This window comes from Kribbella sp. NPDC050820, from assembly GCF_040653975.1.
Lineage (GTDB): Bacteria > Actinomycetota > Actinomycetes > Propionibacteriales > Kribbellaceae > Kribbella.
On record NZ_JBFAHB010000119.1, the window covers coordinates 1 to 18,841 of the forward strand.

Sequence of the window (18,841 nt, forward strand, 5' to 3'; positions counted from 1 at the left end):
GCCCAGTCCTCCACTGACATCACCCTCCACAGGATCAGCCCAGGGGGTCCGTTTTCATCCGTCGATCAGGGGTCAGTCTTCACCCGTCGTCGACAGGATTGACGCTCGGATCAGGAAACCACTGCTCTATCCCCTGAGCTACGAGGGCCGAACGGCGCGACCTTAGCGCATCCGACGCCAGGCCATCGCTCGTTATCCGACCATGCCAGAGCTGCAAAGGGTCTTCATCTCGCGAGCGTGAGCCTGCGCATGCCCGGCGGCCTTGCTGCTCACCCAGGCGAACACCTTCTCGTTGAGCGCCTTCGAGTGGGCTCGGTGGCTGACAGGTCGTACCCGTCCGACTCCACGATCTGCGCGATCATCTCGCTGAGCGGGGGAACCCAGCAGCACCCCTAGTGACCACGGGCGACGTTTGGCTGATTGACCGTGAACGGCCTTCCCTCGATTGACGCTGCGACGGCGTGCGCGTGGGAGTGGGTCAATGTGGAGCACGCGCAGCGTAGCGAGCCTGTACGACGTTGACGCCGACAAGCGCAGGCTGATGATGGGTCATCGAGGGGATGGCGGCGCTCACCCAGGTCGGCGCGAGCGAGATCAGCATGTCCTCGACGGCTACGTCATCGCGACCAGCGTACGACCCGACCAATGATGGGGACGGCGGCCAGGTCCTGCACGATGGGCCTTCGGCACGGCCCGGCGCGGCCGGCGGGTGCGATCCCCGTCGTCAACCGGTCGGTGACCTGGGGAGACTCACACTGTCGGGCCGTCGCCTTGGCCGGCGGGGAGTGTCAGGCTGTCTGTCATGAGCACGACGCCCATCGCCGACTACGCGCTGCTCTCCGACCGGCACTCGGCAGCCCTGGTGGCTCGCGACGGCTCGGTCGACTGGCTGTGCTTCCCGAGGTTTGACAGCCCGGCTGTCTTTGCCCGGGTGCTCGACGACGAGGCGGGTCATTGGTCGATCCGGCCATCAAGTCCATTCAGCGTGACGCGCCGCTATGTTGATCAAACGCTGGTCCTCGAGACGCGGTTCCAAACCGACACGGGAATGGCGGTGGTCACCGACGCCCTGATCGTTGGCCCGGAAAAGAACGATCACCGGCTGGGGGCGGGGGCTCCGCACGTACTCGTCCGACGGGTCGCCTGCAAAACCGGAAGCGTCGAGCTGGAGATCGCCTACCGGCCGCGTCCAGAATACGGCCTGATTTCCCCAATCCTGACCTCGGTTGACGGAGGCGTGACGTCGCGCGACGGAGCCGATTCGCTGGTGCTCACCACACCCGCTCCGCTGAACCTCGAGAGTGGAGGCATGCAAGGTCGGATGAAGATGGTCGCGGGCGAGACCGTGCACTTCGGCATGCACAGCTCGACGCTGGAGGAGACCCCGGCGCGCGTGTGGCAGCAGCATGACCTGCGTGACCGGCTCGACGAGACAGTTAAGGCATGGCAATTGTGGTCGGCCCACCATCAGGCGTACGAGGGGCCCTGGAAGGACCTCGTCCACCACAGCGGACGGGTTCTTGGCGCTCTGTCATACCAACCGAGCGGAGCCATCGTTGCTGCACCCACGACGTCACTTCCCGAGGCAGTCGGTGGTGAGCGCAACTGGGACTACCGCTATGCCTGGGTCCGCGACGCGAGCCTGACCATGGAGGCGCTCTGGGTGGCCGCGTGTCCGTACGAGGCGGCGGACTTCTTCGCCTTCCTGGCCTCGGCCGCCACACTCAGCAGAGACGAGCCGCTGCAGATTATGTTCGGTATCGGCGGTGAGCGCGATCTGACCGAGCGCACCCTGCCCCACCTGCGGGGGTGGCGAGGCAGTCGACCCGTGCGGGTGGGGAACGGGGCGTGGAATCAACAGCAGATCGATGTCTACGGAGAGCTGTGGAGTGCCGCTTCCCGGCTCGTCGAACTGCTCGGCAACATTGACGACACCACCCAGCGTTTCCTCGCGGGTTGCGCCGACCTCGCGGCTCGGCGTTGGGCTGAGAAGGACAACGGGATCTGGGAGGTGCGCGGCGATCCGCAGCATTTTCTCTACTCGAAGGTGATGTGCTGGGCCGCGCTCGATCGCGCGGTCAGCATGTGCGATCGTCTTGGGGTTGCGGGCCGGGTCGACTCGTGGGCGCGGACCCGCGACGAGATTCATGTGGCCGTACTGCGGGAGGGATGGAGCGACGAGGCCGGCGCCTTCACGCAGTACTTCGGATCGCACGAGCTCGACGCATCGAACCTGATGATCCCCATCGTCGGGTTCCTTCCGGCTGACGACCCGCGCGTCCTTGCCACGATCGACGCGACCGAGCGGCACCTTACCGACGAGCACGGCCTGGTCTATCGATACCGCACCGAGACTGGTGTCGACGGGCTCGCCGGAGAGGAGGGCAGCTTCCTGCTCTGCACGTTCTGGCTCGCTCAAGCGCAGGCGATGGCCGGACAGGTTGATCGCGCGCGGGCCACCTTCGAACGTGCAGCCGCCTTCGTCAACGACGTGGGTCTGCTGGCTGAGGAGGTCGACCCCAAGACCGGCGAGCTGCTCGGCAACTTTCCGCAGGCGTTCAGCCACATCGGCCTGGTCAACGCGGCCTGGGAGATCAGCGAAGCGGAACGGAGGCGCGCCGGCAAGCCAGCACTGCAGCTGTGGATAGGGCCGCCATGAACGCGTGGCCGTCGTCCGCCGTTAGCTACTTCGACCTGAAATGCATCCCGAAGTCAGAGGGGAGTCCGCTGTCGCGGCCGTGTGCGTATCGAGTGGCGGCCCAGGTTTGGATGAGGAGCGCCGCGGCCCTCGGTCGCAAGCTGTGCCCGGGCCCCCGGCCAGCCGTTGTCTGTTCTGGTTCATCGCGGCGGTGTGGCGACGACGCTGTTGAGCAGGGCCAGTACCTGTTGTTCGACCTCTGTGGGGCGTGTTCGGGCCTTGGTGAGGAACTCGGTAGTGCCCAGCCGCAGGCGCTATTTGTCGTCGTCGAGGTCCAGGGCGGTGTAGAGATCATCGGGACGCGGCGCGGCCGGGGGTCTTCGCGCAGCGAGCTGAACAGTGCGAAGACGAGGGCGTTCTCTTCCGAGCTGCTCTGCAGCCACCGAAGGGTCTCGGCGTCGTTGTCGGCCTACTAGACCGTCGGACATAAGCCGAGGAAATCTGTCGCGGATCTGTTGGCGGATCACAGCTTGGGCGGGTCTGCGCGGTATCCCAAGAGCGGCGAGGTTGAAACCGGCTACACGGCGGAGGGAGTGTTCCCCCGGGGGACTTCGGTGAGGCTACCTGTCGAAGTCGGACTGACGACCTTCTCATTACGAGGAAGAACTACACCGTCGCATCTTCTCTCTACCAGCGCTTTAGCAACACGGCCGCCCCCAACGAGCGCGAGATTCCCCATGCGTATCCGTCATTTGGTGCCACGAGTCATGCCATGCACCTCGACCACCCCAGGTCGCGGCTCACGCCTGGTCTCGCCCGACCAGACGCACCGGACGCCCTTCTGATCTGTCGGTCCCGGCAGGCTTCATGCCTGACCGGGGTGACCCCAAGAGCTGGGATATAGGCGGCCTCCGAGGATCTGGAAGCGACCAAGCGCTCCAAGCCGAAGGCCTCGGTGTCGCAGCCAGCGGCGTGTGATCGCGCGCGGCCTGCTCCTTACCAGTGCTCGCGGTGTGGACGGCTCGAAGGTGTCCACGTCCTCGACGTCTCCGAGTACGACGCCAGGCGTGGTCCGTTCCTGCGGGTGGTAATCGAGTCCCCGGCACGGGTCGAGGCCTACTGTTGGTGCCGCGTGGTCGCTCACAGCCACGGCTGCCGCACCGTCAGGCTGTTCGACGTCCTGCGCTTCGGCGGGCCGGTCGAGCGGGTCTGGCGCAAGCGGACGTGGCGGTGCGTCGGGCCCGCCCGCCCGACACGGTCGTTCACCGAAAGGGCGAGAACATCACCGCGCCGCGGGCGCTGCCGACCACCCGGGCGTGCGGTAGGCACGGGTGCGGTCGGCTGACTGCATCAGGTTCGCTCCGCAGCCGCTTCTGGCCGGCTTGGCCGGGGCGGGGTGAGCTGGTGCGCGATCTCGGCTGCTTTGAGCCGGCTCGTGACGTCGAGCTTTCGCAGGATGTGCGAGACGTGGACGCTGGCGGTCTTCACGCTGATCGTGAGCTCGGACGCGATCTCGCGGTTCGTGTAGCCGCGGGCCAGCAGTTGGAGCACCTCGCGCTCCCGCGCGGTCAGGCCGAGTGTGTCCTCGTTGTCCGGCGGCGCGCTCGCGTCGGCGCTCGTCAGGTCGAGGCGTGCACGCCGAGCGAGCTTCTCGACCTCGTGCAGCAGCGGCGTTGCTGCGAGACGTCGCGCGGTCCGGTGCGCCTCGCGGGCCGGCGCGGCGGCGTCGGTCCGCGGCGCTCCGGCTGCGACGAGGGCCTCCGCGAGACGCCAGCGGCAGTACGCGGCCTGATATGGACGCTGCAGCTGCTCCCAGATCGCCGCCGCGTGCTGCCAGCGCTCCGGGCTCGGCGGGCTCGCGAGGCGCGTGTGTTCGGATTCGGCGACGGCGGTCCAGCCGTGAGCTTCGGGCGAGACGGCGGCCGAGCGTGCCGCCGAGCGGCGTGCGCGTTCGAGTAGCAGGCGGCCGCGGCGCTGGGCGTCGGTGACGGTGGCGGCGTCTCGCCGGATGGCCGCCTGTCGTGCGCGTTCGACGAGGGCACGCAGCCCGAGCGCGCAGAGGTGGGGCTCCCGGTACCGCGGATCACCAGGCTCCTCGTCGTGGAGCCTGGTGACGACCCCGAGCGCGTCGTCGAAGCGTCCTTCCCAGAGGGCGAGCTCGGCCACGAGGGCCGCGTACACAGCCTTCGTATCTGGCTCGTCGCTATAACGCGCGCTGAGCTCAAGGTGCTCGCGCGCCCGTTCGAGCCGGCCTCGACCCAGTGCGAGCTGGGCGCAGACGATGTGCACCACCTCAGGCCAAAACGCGCCGGTCTCACGCAGGGTCGCCTCGAGTACTTCCTCGGCCCGGGACCACTCGCCGAGCCCGAGGAGCGCGTCGGCTGCGTTGGGGCCGAGGATGCTGCCGAAACTCCGCTGGTACCCGTGCCGGCGAGACTTTGCGAGCCCCTCAAGCGCATCGTCGGCAGCCTCGGCGAGGCGTCCCTGGATGAGGAGCACGTCCGAGAGCTGCACGTAGGTGTAGAGCTCGTCTTGGACTGACCCGCAGTCGCGCGCCAGTTCACGGGCATGACGAAGACGGGTCACGCCGTCATGCCCGGAGCCGAGCCGGCACAGGGCTGCACCGAGAACGGTCCGCGCTCTCAGGGCGGGCCGGTCGTCGCCGATAGCTGCGCCGACGGCGAGGGCCTGCTCGCACGCAACTCTGGACTCGTCGAAGCGGCACGCGAGCATGAGCCCACGGCCGTAGGCGGCAAGCACTGTCGCTCGCTGGGCCGACGGTGGCTTCGCAGGAACGAGCTCGACCGCGCGTTCGAGTGCGGCCATCGCGGCAGCGCGCTCGCCGATCGCGAGCAGATAGGACGCCAGTCGCTCGTGCATCAGGCCGAGCTGCACGGCATCGGTCTGGGCGCTGGGTAGCGCGAGGGCCTGCCGCATCAGCTCCGCAGCGCGGCCCCCGGCGCCGGCCCAGTAGGCGACCTCCGCCGCCCACCGCAACACCGCGCCGAGGTCAAGGCCGAGGAGCGCCTCGGCGTCGCCGACCTGCGGCCAGAGCTCCAGCACCCGCTGGAGGTGCCGCAGCGCCTCGGCCCTACCGGCTACCGTCTCCGCCTCCCGCGCAGCCGCAACGGAAGCTCGAAGCGCCTCGACAGGTCGTCCTGCCGCGGCCCAGTGATGTGCGAGCTCAGCCGAGATCGAGCTCGCGGCCGACGCCGGATCATCGACGAGTGCCTGCGCCAGGCGGGCGTGAATCGCTTCCCGCTCCCCGGGGAGGACCGTCGAGTAGCTTGCCTCGGCGAGTAGGGCGTGTCGGAACCGGAACGTGCCTGCGGCGGTGTCCGCCACGAGCAAGCCGCCCTTGACAGCCTCGCGCAGTGCTTCCACGAGGTCGTGCGCGTCGTAGGGCACGACTGCGGCCAGCAGCGTGTACGGGATTTCGCGGGAGCACGCCGCTGCCACTCGCAGCACCGCACGCGCCTTGCCTCCGAGCTGGTCGAAGCGCTGAAGCAGCACATCACGGAGGATTCTCGGGACCGACTGGTCGCCGTCGCGCGCGGCCGCGAGCAGCTCCTCGGCGAAGAACGGGTTCCCCTCGGACCGGGCACAGATCGACGCGACGAGGGCTGGGTCGAGCGTCTGGGCGGACGCCTCGGACAGCAGCTGGGCGAGGTCTCGGTCGCTCAACGGTGCGAGCTCCACGGCATTCGCAGCCCCGGAGCGTTCGAGCTCGACCACGAGGCGCGTAAGTCCCTCTCCCGGCTGGTCGATCCGGTAGGTGGCGACGACGAGGATCCGGTGGTCGCGCACGGCATGAGCCAGATAGGAGAGCAGTCCCAGCGTCGATGCGTCCGCCCAGTGCAGGTCCTCGAGGACAAGCACAACCGCTTGATCCTCGCTGACGCGGTCGAGTAGCTCGACCGTCTCATGGAACAGACGCAGCTGGGTATCGGCGCGCGTGCTCGGGGTCGAGGCGCTGGGCGAGTCGCCGAGTTCGGGAATGAGCCGGACGAGCTCGCTCAGATCGCCCGTGAGATCGTCCAGCGCTGCTGTCGCGTGGAGCGGCCTGAGTGCCTCGACCAGCGGGAGGTAGGGGAGTCCGGTCCCGACGGCGTCGATGCAGCATCCGCTGAGCACGGTCGAGCCCGACTGCCTGACGCGGTCGCACAGCTCGCTGACGAGCCTGGTCTTGCCAATACCAGCCTCGCCGGCCACGAGCGCGACCGCTCCGCGCCCGGCGGCCGCCGACGCGACGGCGTCCTCCAGGCGACGCAGCTCGGCGCTGCGACCGATCAAGCCGGGCGCGGTCCTGCGCTCCATGCGAATAAGGTATGCGCCGCGACTCTTCGGGGCGACAAATCCGGCGCGCGAGCAAAGATAAGGCGTTCTGCCCGATGCCGGCGACACGGCCTTACAGCCAGCATCGGGCGATATGAGGACCCACGCAAAGGCAACCCGCCAGACGATCGATGCGGATGCGTTCAACGCGTTCGAGGCGGCCGGATGGGATGGGCGCGCCGACGGCTACCACCGCTTCTTCGGGGCGATCACGACGCGAGTGACCGAGCAGCTCCTCGACGCGGCAAAGGTCGATCGTGGCGGGCGTGTCCTCGACGTGGCGAGCGGACCGGGCTATGTCGCTGCCGCCTGTGCCGTGCGCGGCGCCGACGTCGTCGGTGTCGACGTCGCCGCCGAAATGGTGGCGCTCGCCCAGCGGCTCCGCCCGGAGATCGACTTCCGGCAGGCCGACGCCGAGCAGCTGCCCTTCGCCGACGGGTCGTTCGACGCGGTCGTCGGCAACTTCCTCATCCTCCACGTCGGCCGGCCGGAGCACATCGCCGCTGAGCTCGCCCGGGTGCTTCGGCCCGGCCGGAAGCTGGCGCTGTCCACCTGGGACCTCCCCGAGCGTGCGCGGCTGCTCGGCGTGCTCGTCGACGCCGTCGCCGAGGCCAAGGTGGAGCCTTCCGCCGACCTCCCATCGGGTCCACCGATCTTTCGCTTCGCCGACGAAGGTGAGTTCGCGCGCCTGTTGGGGCACGCCGGTCTCGGCGACGTCGACGTGCAGACGGTGGCGTTCACTCACCGGTTTGCGAGCGGCGACGAGCTGTGGAACGGGCTGCTCGGCGGAACCGTACGGACCCGAGCACTGGTGCTCGCGCAGCCCGAACGCGTGCAGGCGCGCATCCGAGCTGCCTTCGGTTGCCTCGTTCGCCCCTACGCCACGAAGGACGGTCTCGAAGTACCCGTCTCGGTCAAGCTCGCCTCCGGCCGCAAGCCGGGAGCAGGAGCGAGGCAAACGTGACCCTTAACGCAGACAGCACGCGATCGCGGCACATCGTGCACGCGGTCTGCGTGCCTGGATGAGCGGGCGCCGATGCCCGAGAAGGAGAAGGTGATGACGACACAGCCGCAGGTTCGCGACGTGATGCAGTTCGTCAACGAGCAGAACCCCGCGACCGTCGAGCGGTTCATCGAACGGCTCGAGCTCCGCGGCAGGGACCCGACCTTCGTGGCCTACCGCGAGGACTATCTCGAGCTGATCGACCTGCCGCGAGCGACTGCGGTCCTGGATCTGGGCTGCGGCACTGGTGTAGTGGCCCGTGCGATCGCAGCGCGCGACGGATTCGCCGGCACCGTGACGGGGATCGATCAGAGCGCCGACTTCATCGCGGTCGCCGAGACGCTCGCAGCCGAGGAAGGCGTCGGCGACCGCGTTCAGTTCGCCGTCGGCGACGCGCACGCGCTGGAGTTGCCAGCCAGCAGCTTTGATGTTGCCGTCGCCCATACCCTCGTCAGCCACGCTCGCGACCCACTCGCCGTGCTCACCGAGGCCGCGCGGGTCGTCCGGCCGGGCGGGTTCGTGGCCATCTTCGACGCCGACTTCGCCTCGCTGACCTTCGGCTGCTCCGACCCGCGCCTCGGCGAGCTCGTCGAGCCTGCCCTCCGGGCGACGATCATGAGCTCGCCACGCGTCATGCGCGAGCTCCCTCGGCTACTGCCGAAGGCCGGGCTGCGGCTGATCGCCACACAGGCGCACGTGTACGCGGACGCCGGGTCGAGCACGCTGATGCTCAACCTGGCCGAGACATACGCGCCCCTGGCGACCTCGACCGGACAGGTGTCGGCCGCGCAAGTCGATGCCTGGCTCGCCGATCAGCGCCGTTCCGCCACCGACGGCACCTTCTTCGCCGCCTGCAACTACTACGCCTACGTCGCCCGACGCTGACGCTGCGACGAGAGGAGGGGAGATGACCACCGTTCATCGCATCGTCGTCACCGGCTGCGTGGCCGTACTGACGCTCGCACTGATGGGTTCGGCACCGGACTCGGCGCGCGGACCGTCCCAGGGAGCGGTCGCCCGCGCGTGGACGGGCGACGTCATTCGCGACTGGAACGACATTGCGCGCTCCCAACCGATCGGGAACCCCTCAGGCTCGCGCGAATCCTGGCCATCATGCACGCCGCACAACACGACGCCGTCAACGGCGCCCAGCCGCGGTACCAGACGTATGTCGCGACAGTCCAAGACCGCCACGCGGACGCCGAGGCCGCCGCCGCGGCAGCAGCCCACGAGGTACTCGTCACGTTCTTCCCGGCGAACCAAGCCACACTCGACGATCGGCTCGCCGAGTCGCTCTCAACCGTTCCGGACGGCGACGCCGAGGACGCCGGCGTGGCACTCGGTCGCGCGGTCGGCGACGCTGCCCTGGTTGCGCGCGCCGACGACGGGTACGCCACACCGGATCCGTTCAACCCGGCACCCGGACCCGGGGTCTGGGAACCAACCCCGCCGGCATTCGCGCCCATGCTCGAACCCCAGTTCCAGAACGTGGCACCCTTCACCCTTCGCGACCGCGGCCAATTCCTGCCCGATCCACCACCCTCGCTGACCAGCGAGCAGTACGCCCGCGACTACAACGAGGTCAAGCTCGTCGGCCAAGACATCAGCCCCGCCCGGACGCCGGACCAAACCCACCTCGCCCACTTCTGGGCCGAGCCGTCGCCAAGCGGGTGGAGCCGCATCGGCAACCTGGTGTCCGCACGCTACGGCTACGACCTGCACGCCACCGCGCGCCTGCAAGCCCTGCTCAACATGGCGATGGCCGACGGATTCGTCGTCGGCTGGTACCAGAAACGACACTTCGCCTTCTGGCGGCCCGTGACCGCGATCCGCAAAGCCGACACCGACGGCAACCCCTCGACCCAGCCCGACCCCTCCTGGCTGTCCCTGCGCCCGACGCCGCCGCTCCCCGACTACCCCTCGACACACAGCGTGCTCGGCGCCGCGGCCGCGGCGATCCTGCGCGCGTTCACAGGCGCCGACAGCTTTCAGTTCTGCATGGTCTCGACAACCTCGGCACCCTCGGGGACCCAGCGCTGTTGGAGCTCCTTCACACAGGCCGAACTGGAGAACGCCGAATCGCGTGTTCCGGCCGGCTTCCACTTCCGCTTCGCCATCGAAACCGGCATCAAGGTCGGCCGAAAGATCGGCCAGTTCGCGACACAGCACGCGCTGCGGCCGCAGTAGCCAAACACCCCGACGGAGACCGACGTCGCCATGTCGAGCAACTCCAGTCACAAGGGGAGGGGACGACCTTGCACACCGACCGCGAAACCGCCGCTCGAGGTCGTCGGCTGCCCGGAATGCGGCGCACCGCCGAGGTCATCGACCGCTTCACCCTCCCGAGCACCGACGGCCTCGTCCCGCACGCCAAGATCTTGTGCGCTCGGCGCCACTGGTTCCTGCTCCGCGGCATATTATCCGGCGCTGGGCCAAACGTCGCCGAACTGGCAGGTTCCACCTACCCAGCGTCAGCAGCCCGTGCCAGATCCGCTGTCGTGCCCGCCGCTGACGACACGGTCCGGTCTCAAACAACGTGCCTCGTCCTGCCCCGGGCTCTGCTGCCCGTGGCAGGAAGCAACTCGCCAGCATGGCGTCAACCGTAGAGTCACTGGGTGAGGATTTCGATGCTGTTCGCGGATGATGATGCAGGGTTCCACACAGTGCGGCGCCGCGCTGGCAGACCGTTTTGCTGTCCCCTACGCTCCGATCATCGACGATGTCGCGGTACTCCTTGACAGTTGTCGCCGTGAATCGCAGAGTCCAAGTGATCGTTGAGGTCTACGCGTAGACGACAACGGCAGACGGACGCGGAGCGGCGCCGCAGCCGTCTGCAGATTCTGGCGGCGTGGAGAGGTCATGGCAGCTCGCCATAGAATTCTAGAGCGTAACCGCGAGCTAGCGATCCTGGCGGAGGCGACTCAAGCAGCCGAGGCAGGCACCGGTAGCGTGGTCTTCATCTACGGCGAAGCTGGGATCGGCAAGTCCAGCCTGGTCGACGCATCGCGCTTAGCGCTGCCTGCCAATCACCGATTTCTCTTGGGCTACTGCGACGATCTCGCGACCCGACGCACGCTCGGGCCGTTCCGCGACCTGGTCGGGAGTGTCGGAGTCGAGCTTGCCGAGGCTGTGCAGGCCGCGGCCGACCGCGACCGCGTCCTGGCCGCACTGCGCAGCGAGCTCGCCACGGCCGACCAGCCGACGGTCCTTGTAGTCGAGGACGTCCACTGGGCCGACGAGGCGACCCTCGATGCCCTACGTTTCCTGGTCCGTCGCATTGCTCACTTGCCAGTCGCGCTGGTCGTCACCTACCGCGATGACGAGCTGACCCGTGATCATCCACTCCATGAGTTGCTCGCTGAGGCGTCCAGCGCGCCGCGGGCGGTGCGCCTTCCCCTGCAGCGGCTGTCTCGAGCCGCGGTCGAGGAGCTCAGCACATCCGCCGACGTCGACCCAGCTCATGTGTACTCGGTGACATCGGGCAACCCATTCTTCGTCAGCCAGGTGATCGCCGCCGGGGACAGCGAGACCGTCCCGCCGACGGTGGTGGACGCCGTGCTGACGCGCACCAGGCGGTTGGAGGCGCCCGCACACGACCTGGTCGAGCGACTGAGCGTCGTGCCGTCGGCCCTGGAGTGGTGGCTCGTCGACGCCCTCGCGCCGGGTGGGGTCGCGGCACTGGCCGCTGCGGAGGAACACGGCCTGCTAACGGTGTCGCCGGAGCGCGTCGCCTTCCGGCACGAGCTGACTCGGCGGGCGATCGTCGACTCCCTACCGGCGGCGCGACGGATCGAGCTCAATGAGGTTGTGCTGGCCGTGCTGAACTCCCACGGCGAGGCCGACCTCTCCCGGTTGGTCCACCACGCGAGGCAGGCCGGCGATCTCGACGCCATAGTCCGGTTCGGACCGGACGCGGCACGTGAGGCGGCGCGCGCCGGTTCCCACCGCGAGGCGGCGGCACACTACCGGCTGGTGCTCGAGCAGCAGGAGCGGTTCCCGCCAGCGGAGCAGGCTGACATGCTCGCGTCGTATGCCGTCGAGTGCTACACCCTGGGAAACGCACAGGAGGCAGTCCGTGCTCAGACCCGGGCGGTTGGTCTGCTGCGGTCGTTCGGCGACCCGGAGGCATTGGGCGTCGCTTTGCGGTGGCTGTCGCGGATGCACTGGTGGAATGGCGACCGCGTGCATGCCGAGCAGGCATCGCAAGAGGCCATCGAGGTGCTTGAGCGCGCCGGGAACCGGCGTCTCCTTGCGATGGCGCTCAGCAACCGCTCCCAACTGCTGGCCATCGCCTACCACACGACCGCGAGCGTCGAGCATGGCGAGCGGGCCGCCGCGCTTGCCCGTGAGACCGGCGACCAGGCCATCCTGGCCCACGCACTCACCAACCTCGGCATGGCGCGGTGCGTCCATGGTGAACGCGAGGGCGAGGCCGAGATGAGCGAAGCTCTCGCCGTCGCCCTTTCCGCCGGCGAGACCGAGCACGCCCTGCGCGCGTACGTCGCGATCTCCTCGGACCTGCTCGACGTGTTCCGGTTGACAGAGGCACGCGATCAACTCGTCGCCGGCATCGACCTGGCCGACCGTGCTGAGCAGGTGGCCTATCTTGGGTTCCTCACCCTCGAACGCGCCAGGCTGCGGCTATACCTGGGCGACTGGGACGGCGTCCTGGCCGACTCACAGGTGGCGATCGAGTCGCCGCAAGTTCCGCTCCGGTGGGGGGCGTTGCTTCCGGTCGGCCGGATGCGTATCCGTCGCGCCCTTCCGGATGGCGACACGATGCTGGCCGAGGCCTGGGCCTTGTCGGTGGAGATGAACGAGCTGCAGCGCACCGGTCCCATTGCGGCCGCTCGCGCCGAGTCCGCCTGGTTACGCGGGGATCTCGAGGCGGCCCGCGACGCGGTCGCGAGCACCTACGCGGAGGCGCGAGAGCTCGGATCGGTTGCCTACGAGTCCGAGCTCGGATACGGGCTGGCCAAAGCCGGCGAGCCGGTAACACCGGCCATGGCGGATCATCCCTACGCGGCCCTGGCCCGCGGCGAGTGGGCCGCGGCGGCCGAGTTCTTCGCGGCGCAAAGAGCCCGGTACGAGCAGGCGCTTGCGCTGATCGAAAGCGCCGACCCTCGACACTTGCTGAGCGCCCTGGACATCCTGCAGCGGCTGGGCACGCCGCCGCTGGCTCGGATCGTTCGCCGCCGGCTCCGAGAGCTGGGGGTCGCGCACATGCCGCGAGGACACTCGCGAGCGACCCACCAGAACCCCGCCGGACTTACGGAGCGTCAAGTCGAAGTGATCGGCCTGGTGGGCGAAGGGCTCACCAATGCCGAGATCGCCGCGCGGCTCGTGGTGTCGGTCCGCACCGTCGAAACCCACATCGCGGTGGCGATGGACAAGCTCGGTGTGCGCACCCGCCGAGAGGCGGCTCGACGCGCCGCCGATCTCGCCGGTGGTACGGGGTCGCCGTCACCAATCTGATGTACGTGCTGCCACGCGAAAGATCAGTAGTGAATACCGACGACCGGTGGCGACCTCCGCGAGCAGCCTTTCGTCGACGGCCCACGTCATCGACCTGAAGGAGGCCGCAAATGTCCACCACCACACACGACGCCCTGAACGGCGTCGATCTCGTCCAGCTCACCGAGACGGTCGCTGCCGTCCAGGCCGACCCGAAGCTGGCGACATTCCGCTTCCGCGCGAGCAATACCTGGCTGGGCGGGGGACACTCTCGCACGACCATCCAGGGCTTCTGGGGAGCCGGCCAGGAGGACTCCTCACGGACCCGGCCCTTCGTGCTTGAGGGCGACGAGCCGCCCGTCCTGCTCGGCGGCAACAACGCTCCGAACGCCGTGGAGGCGGTGCTCCATGCCCTCGCCTCCTGCCTGGCGGTCGGCGTCGCGTACAACGCCGCGGCGCAGGGCATCGAGCTCAAGCGCCTCGAGTTCGATCTCGAGGGCGATCTCGACTTGCACGGTTTCCTCGGACTGCCCCCTGATGTGCGCCCGGGCTTCCAGACCATCCGCGTGACTTACCGGATCGACTGCGACGCGCCCAGCGACAAGGTCGACGAGCTGTGCACCTACGTGCAAAGGACCTCCCCCGTGCTCGACATCCTGCGCCATCCGGTGCACGTCAGCATCGCCCGGGCTTGAGTCCAGGAGGAGACCATGTCCAGACACCACCGATCGATGGTCCTGCTGCTCCTCGCCGTAGCGTGCCTGCTCCTGACCGGCCCTTCGGCCTCGGCGCTGGCCCCGCCAGGGACCCTGGAGTACGAGCCTTCGTACTACGAGGGCGAGACGGTTGTCCTCCAGATCCCGTCGGCCACGACCGCCAACCCGAATCAGGCGCACTTCGCCTGCTTCGCCCTTGGCCCTGATCTGTCCACGGCCAAACGCAGCGCCCCGGCACCCCGGCTCTACGTCATCCTGGCGCCCGGCGCCACCCAAGTCGCGTGCCCCGACGGCACCCTGCGACACGACCACGTCCTGTCCGCCGTGCCGGGGGCGAGCGGGTACACGGGCGCCTGGACGATCGTCCTCGCGGTCCCTGGACCCGCTTTCGCCGTCACCAAGATGCCGTACACGAGCGTCGCGGCGGTCGAGGCCGGCGTCACCGCCGCAGAGCTCGCCCTCGTCGAGACCGGGATCCTCTTCATGGCGCCAGTCGTGGGCGGACGATAAGCCCGTGACTCCAGTTCCCCCGGCCTGACGGCACGACGCATCGGCCGCCGACCAGTTCGAGACAGAGGAGCCCTCATGCAACCGTCGATGGCGATGTTCTCGTGGCCAGGGTCGGGCAGCTGTACAGCCTGGTCGCCGAGCAGCCCCATCGCGCGTACCACTTCGAGAGGGTCGTAGGCTCGCCGAGCGGCTCGTCCACGCCTCGGCGCTGCTCGACCAGCTAAGGGTGATGCCGTCGCGGCTGAGCTTGTCGGCGAGCGAGACGGGCTGATGAGTCTGCCGGCGATAACGCCCGGGAACAGCTACCGGGTGGGTCCGGGCCGCGCTCGTGCTGCTCGGGCTCGGCACGCCGAGGTCTATCCCACGCCGCTCGCGGCCATCGGCGACGTCGCGCACGCGTCCTGGCGCGCGCCCGGTCGGGGTCTACTGGCTATGGCGCGACGGGCGATTCGCCGCCGGGGCGCCGGCATGATCGCCGACCTGTGGGGCCTGACCGCCGCGGTCTGGTTCGCCGCCCTCATCACGGCGGCCTCAGGCCTGGTCGTGGCCGCGCGCGTGTGCGAGACACACCCACGGAGGAACCGATGACACACCCATGGCTCGCAGACGGACCGATCTATCTCGAATACAACGCGACCATGCCGGTCGACTCGCGCGTTGTCGACGCCGCGCTGCCGCCGTACCTGACCCACCACTTCGGCGACTCGTCGAGCAGCATGCTTGTTCGATCAAGCCTCGCGCCGCGATCGCCCTGGCCGGCCGGCAGGTGGCCCGCGTGCCCGGCGCCGACGCCACCGGGATCATCATCTTCACGCGGCGGTTCCGAGGCCGACACCCTCGCCATCCGCGGCGCGGTCCATCTCCTACGTACCCGCGGGTCATCGGTCCTGTTCGGGGTCGGCGAGGGCGCCGCAGTCGTCGCGCAAGCGATCGGCCGGCGGTTCCGCTGAACCAGCCGATCCAGCTGGGGCGTGACTTGGCGCCTCTAGCCGGTTGAGCGTCTGTGTTCGTCCGCAGTCACTCGTGGTCAGTTGATGGAGAATCTGGTGTATGGATGGTCAGCGCACCGAGCTGGATCCGCTGGCAGGCGGATGGGGTGCGTTACGCGCGGGTGAATGGCAGGGGGCCCGTGCGTGCTTTGAGCGCGCGATCGAGTCCAACGAGAGTCCCGAGGCGTTCGAGGGTCTGGGGTGGGCGGCGTACTGCCAGGACGACGATCTGCTGACGATTCGGGCTCGCGAGCGGGCCTATCGCCTCTACCGCGAACGGGGCGACGACGAGGCGGCCGCGCGGCTTGCGGCGTGGCTGGCGGCAGACTGGGCGGAGTTCCGAGGCGAGCACGCTGTCTGTAACGGGTGGCTCCAGCGGGCCCACCGCCTGCTCGACGGTCGCGAGCCGTGTGCCGACCATGGCTGGCTGGCGGTGCATGAGGCGTCGATGATCATCGACGACGACCCGGCCACCGCTCGGCGCCTCGGCACTCAGGCAGCGGAGTTGGGGCGACGATTCGGCGTCGTCGAGCTGGAGATGCTGGGGATGGCGATAGAGGGTAGATCCCTCGTCGGTGACGGCGACCTCGTCGAGGGCATGCGACGCCTTGACGAGGCGACCGTGCTGGCGCTGAGCGGGGAGGCCGAGCTGCTGAGCTGCGTCGCCTGGGCGTGCTGCTATCTCATCTCCGCGTGCGAGCAGGTCCGCGACTACGACCGCGCAGGCCAGTGGTGCCGCCAGGTGGGCGAGTTCTGCGAGCAGCATGGCATCGAGCTGCTTCTGGGCATGTGCCGCGCGAAGTACGCCGGCGTACTCACCTGGCAGGGTCGCTGGCAGGAGGCTGAGAGTGAGGCGAAGCTGGCTACTGAGGGGCTCACCGCCTCTCGGCCGCCGTTGGTCGGCGAGGCGCTGGTGCGGCTGGCCGAGCTGCGCCGACTTCAGGGCCGCCTCGACGAGGCGGAGGACCTGTTCACCCGGTGTCAAGGAGACCCGCGGGCTCTGCTGGGTCGGGCCGCGCTCGCCCTTGACCGTCGATGCCCAGATGCGGCCGCCGAGCTTGCCGAGCGATTCCTGCGTCGCTATGTCGGGCCGCAGCGCATCGAACGCGCACCAGGCCTAGAGGTGGCGGTGCGCGCCTACGCCGAGCTCGGCGAGCCCGAGCGAGCTCGGGAGGCGCTCGATAATTTGCGGCAACTCGCGGCGCGTGTAGGGACCCGGCCGCTGCGGGCGGCCCTGCTGATCGCCGAGGCGAAGCTGGCTTCAGCCGACGGTGACCAAGCATCGGCTCGGCAGTTCCTGGAGGACGCGGTTGACGCGCTCGCGGGCAACGCGGGCTACGAGATCGGCCGCGCCCGCGTGGATCTCGCCGCCGTGCTCGCGGGCGACGGCCGAATCAAGGACGCACGGTTGCAGATCGAGACAGCACTCGTCGACCTGCGGCAACTGGGCGCCCGCGGCGAGGTGGCTCGTGCCGAAGCGCTGCTTGAACGTCTGGCTCCGGTCAAGCAGCCCGGCCGTGGCACGGGTCCGATGAGTGGACTGAGCCCGCGTGAACGACAGATCCTCACGCTGGTCGCCGAGGGCCTCACCAACCATCAGATCGCCGAGCGACTCGTCCTCAGCGAGCACACAGTCCATCGCCACGTGACAAGCATCCTGCGCAAGCTGGGATTACCGTCCCGGGCGGCAGCAGCGGCCGCAGCCGCACGGCACGGCCTCGCATAGCCAGAGCTGGCTACGCGTCGTCGAACCCGGCTTTTGGCCGGTTCAGGCGACGCCGGCGAGGCGTCTGCAGCCATACCGTCCCTTGATGACGACCACGCCGACAGATCAAGCATTCGACCGCTTGGCCCACTTCGCCGGCCTGTCGGCAGAACCTCGAGGAGGACCGCAATGACCGAACTCGCAGGCGCCCCTGCAACCCACACAACCGATGCCCTCATGGAACGACTGTTCGCCGCGGTTATCGACACCCTGGAGATCGCCTCGATCCACCTAGGCGCCCGGCTCGGCTTCTACCGCGCCCTCGCCGACGGAGGCGAGGCCACCGCGGATGAACTGGCCACACGCACCGGCTGCGCCGGGCGCTACGTACGCGAGTGGCTCGAACAACAGGCCGTCGCCGGGCTCCTCACCGTCGACGATCCAGACGCCGAACCATCCGCCCGCCGCTACCACCTGCCCGCCGCCCACCGTCCCGTACTTGTCGATGAGGACGACCTCAACTACTTCGCTCCCTGGGCCGGCATCGCCGTGGACACGCTCTACCCGTTTGAGCAGCTGCTGGACGCCTACCGCACCGGCGCCGGGGTTCCGTTCGAGGCGTACGGACCGGACCTCGTCGACGCGATCGGCGCGGCCAACCGGCCCCAGTTCGTCAACCTGATCGGTGACTGGCTGGGGTCGATCCCTGAGGTACGCGCCCGGCTGCGGGGCACGCCTCCGGCCCGCGTAGGCGACGTCGCCTGCGGAACAGCGCAGTCCAGCATCGCGATCGCTCAGGCCTTCCCGCAGGTGACCATCGATGCCCTCGACATCGACACCACCTCGATCGAGCGCGCCCGCGCGAACATCCACGCGGCGCGTCTCGATGGGCGTATCCGAGCAGTCCTGCACGATGCCGGCGGCCCCGACCTCGGCGGCCCCTTCGACGTGGTCACGATCTTCGAGGCGCTGCACGACATGAACCACCCCGTCGAGGCGCTACGGGCGGCGCGGGCCAGCCTGGCCCCGGGCGGCAGCGTCGTGATCGCCGACGAACGCGTCGCCGACCGCTTCTCTCCGCCCGGCGACGAGATCGAACGTGCCAACTACGGTTTCAGCGTCGTGCACTGCCTCGCGGTTGGAATGCTGGACAAGGACTCGGCAGGCACCGGCACGGTCCTCAGACCCGACACGGTGCGCGCATATGCCACTTCAGCCGGATTCGCACGAATGGACGTCTTGCCCATCGGGCATGACTTCTGGCGCTTCTACCGGCTGACATCGTGACCAGCCGCCTACTCCTCACGCGACCCGTCTGGGACTAAGCGATCACCGGAAAGTGCAGGGCGATCTCCATCGCAGCCGGACTAACACAAGCCGATATAGCGTTGCCGCTGGTCATCCCTGAAGGAGCGGGGCCGGTCAAGAGGTGCTTTGACCGGCCTTTGTTCTTCTCCGCTGGGTCTGGGACACGTCGAGGTGAGGCGTTGT

At 68.8% G+C, this 18,841-nt stretch carries 12 protein-coding genes; 11 read left to right on the top strand and 1 reads right to left on the bottom strand.

What is annotated here, in order from left to right; translation table 11 throughout:
• Positions 1 to 802 precede the first annotated feature (802 nt).
• A complete protein-coding gene (locus AB0H36_RS45905) occupies positions 803 to 2,659 on the top strand; it encodes a glycoside hydrolase family 15 protein (protein WP_360538134.1) in 1,857 nt (618 codons plus the stop codon).
• 1,329 nt (positions 2,660 to 3,988) lie between these two features.
• On the opposite strand, the gene AB0H36_RS45910 is transcribed toward AB0H36_RS45905, so the two are convergent.
• On the bottom strand, positions 3,989 to 6,955 hold the full coding sequence (locus tag AB0H36_RS45910) for an AAA family ATPase (protein WP_360538136.1): 2,967 nt from the start codon (positions 6,953 to 6,955) through the stop codon (positions 3,989 to 3,991).
• Positions 6,956 to 7,067: 112 nt separating this feature from the next.
• On the opposite strand from AB0H36_RS45910, the gene AB0H36_RS45915 reads away from it, so the two are divergent.
• From AB0H36_RS45915 to AB0H36_RS45960, 10 genes are all read left to right on the top strand, one after another.
• On the top strand, positions 7,068 to 7,937 hold the full coding sequence (locus tag AB0H36_RS45915) for a methyltransferase domain-containing protein (RefSeq protein ID WP_360538138.1): 870 nt from the start codon (positions 7,068 to 7,070) through the stop codon (positions 7,935 to 7,937).
• Between the two features lie 93 nt (positions 7,938 to 8,030).
• Positions 8,031 to 8,861, top strand: a complete 831-nt coding sequence (locus AB0H36_RS45920; RefSeq protein ID WP_360538140.1) for a methyltransferase domain-containing protein — start codon at positions 8,031 to 8,033, stop codon at positions 8,859 to 8,861.
• Between the two features lie 228 nt (positions 8,862 to 9,089).
• Entirely contained in the window at positions 9,090 to 10,163 is a 1,074-nt protein-coding gene (locus AB0H36_RS45925; protein ID WP_360538142.1) for a vanadium-dependent haloperoxidase, read from the top strand.
• Positions 10,164 to 10,835: 672 nt separating this feature from the next.
• Complete coding sequence (locus AB0H36_RS45930) at positions 10,836 to 13,451, top strand: AAA family ATPase (protein WP_360538144.1); 2,616 nt, start codon at positions 10,836 to 10,838, stop codon at positions 13,449 to 13,451.
• Positions 13,452 to 13,561: 110 nt separating this feature from the next.
• Positions 13,562 to 14,125, top strand: coding sequence for an OsmC family protein (locus AB0H36_RS45935; RefSeq protein WP_360538146.1), 564 nt, complete (start codon positions 13,562 to 13,564; stop codon positions 14,123 to 14,125).
• 15 nt (positions 14,126 to 14,140) lie between these two features.
• Positions 14,141 to 14,656 (top strand): hypothetical protein, encoded by a 516-nt coding sequence (locus AB0H36_RS45940; RefSeq protein ID WP_360538148.1) that lies wholly within the window; start codon positions 14,141 to 14,143, stop codon positions 14,654 to 14,656.
• 270 nt (positions 14,657 to 14,926) lie between these two features.
• On the top strand, positions 14,927 to 15,244 hold the full coding sequence (locus tag AB0H36_RS45945) for a hypothetical protein (RefSeq protein ID WP_360538150.1): 318 nt from the start codon (positions 14,927 to 14,929) through the stop codon (positions 15,242 to 15,244).
• Positions 15,241 to 15,606, top strand: coding sequence for a hypothetical protein (locus AB0H36_RS45950; protein ID WP_360538152.1), 366 nt, complete (start codon positions 15,241 to 15,243; stop codon positions 15,604 to 15,606). The genes AB0H36_RS45945 and AB0H36_RS45950 overlap by 4 nt, the downstream gene beginning before the upstream one ends.
• Positions 15,607 to 15,706: 100 nt before the next feature.
• A complete protein-coding gene (locus AB0H36_RS45955) occupies positions 15,707 to 17,371 on the top strand; it encodes a LuxR C-terminal-related transcriptional regulator (protein ID WP_360538154.1) in 1,665 nt (554 codons plus the stop codon).
• Positions 17,372 to 17,539: 168 nt separating this feature from the next.
• A complete protein-coding gene (locus AB0H36_RS45960; RefSeq protein ID WP_360538156.1) occupies positions 17,540 to 18,637 on the top strand; it encodes a class I SAM-dependent methyltransferase in 1,098 nt (365 codons plus the stop codon).
• The last annotated feature ends 204 nt before the right edge of the window (positions 18,638 to 18,841 follow it).

Coding starts and splice junctions, on each gene's coding strand:
- AB0H36_RS45905 (WP_360538134.1), top strand. CDS start 803: ATGAGCACGACGCCCATCGCCGACTACGCGCTGCTCTCCGACCGGCAC.
- AB0H36_RS45910 (WP_360538136.1), bottom strand. CDS start 6,955: ATGGAGCGCAGGACCGCGCCCGGCTTGATCGGTCGCAGCGCCGAGCTG.
- AB0H36_RS45915 (WP_360538138.1), top strand. CDS start 7,068: ATGAGGACCCACGCAAAGGCAACCCGCCAGACGATCGATGCGGATGCG.
- AB0H36_RS45920 (WP_360538140.1), top strand. CDS start 8,031: ATGACGACACAGCCGCAGGTTCGCGACGTGATGCAGTTCGTCAACGAG.
- AB0H36_RS45925 (WP_360538142.1), top strand. CDS start 9,090: ATGCACGCCGCACAACACGACGCCGTCAACGGCGCCCAGCCGCGGTAC.
- AB0H36_RS45930 (WP_360538144.1), top strand. CDS start 10,836: ATGGCAGCTCGCCATAGAATTCTAGAGCGTAACCGCGAGCTAGCGATC.
- AB0H36_RS45935 (WP_360538146.1), top strand. CDS start 13,562: ATGTCCACCACCACACACGACGCCCTGAACGGCGTCGATCTCGTCCAG.
- AB0H36_RS45940 (WP_360538148.1), top strand. CDS start 14,141: ATGTCCAGACACCACCGATCGATGGTCCTGCTGCTCCTCGCCGTAGCG.
- AB0H36_RS45945 (WP_360538150.1), top strand. CDS start 14,927: ATGAGTCTGCCGGCGATAACGCCCGGGAACAGCTACCGGGTGGGTCCG.
- AB0H36_RS45950 (WP_360538152.1), top strand. CDS start 15,241: ATGACACACCCATGGCTCGCAGACGGACCGATCTATCTCGAATACAAC.
- AB0H36_RS45955 (WP_360538154.1), top strand. CDS start 15,707: ATGGATGGTCAGCGCACCGAGCTGGATCCGCTGGCAGGCGGATGGGGT.
- AB0H36_RS45960 (WP_360538156.1), top strand. CDS start 17,540: ATGACCGAACTCGCAGGCGCCCCTGCAACCCACACAACCGATGCCCTC.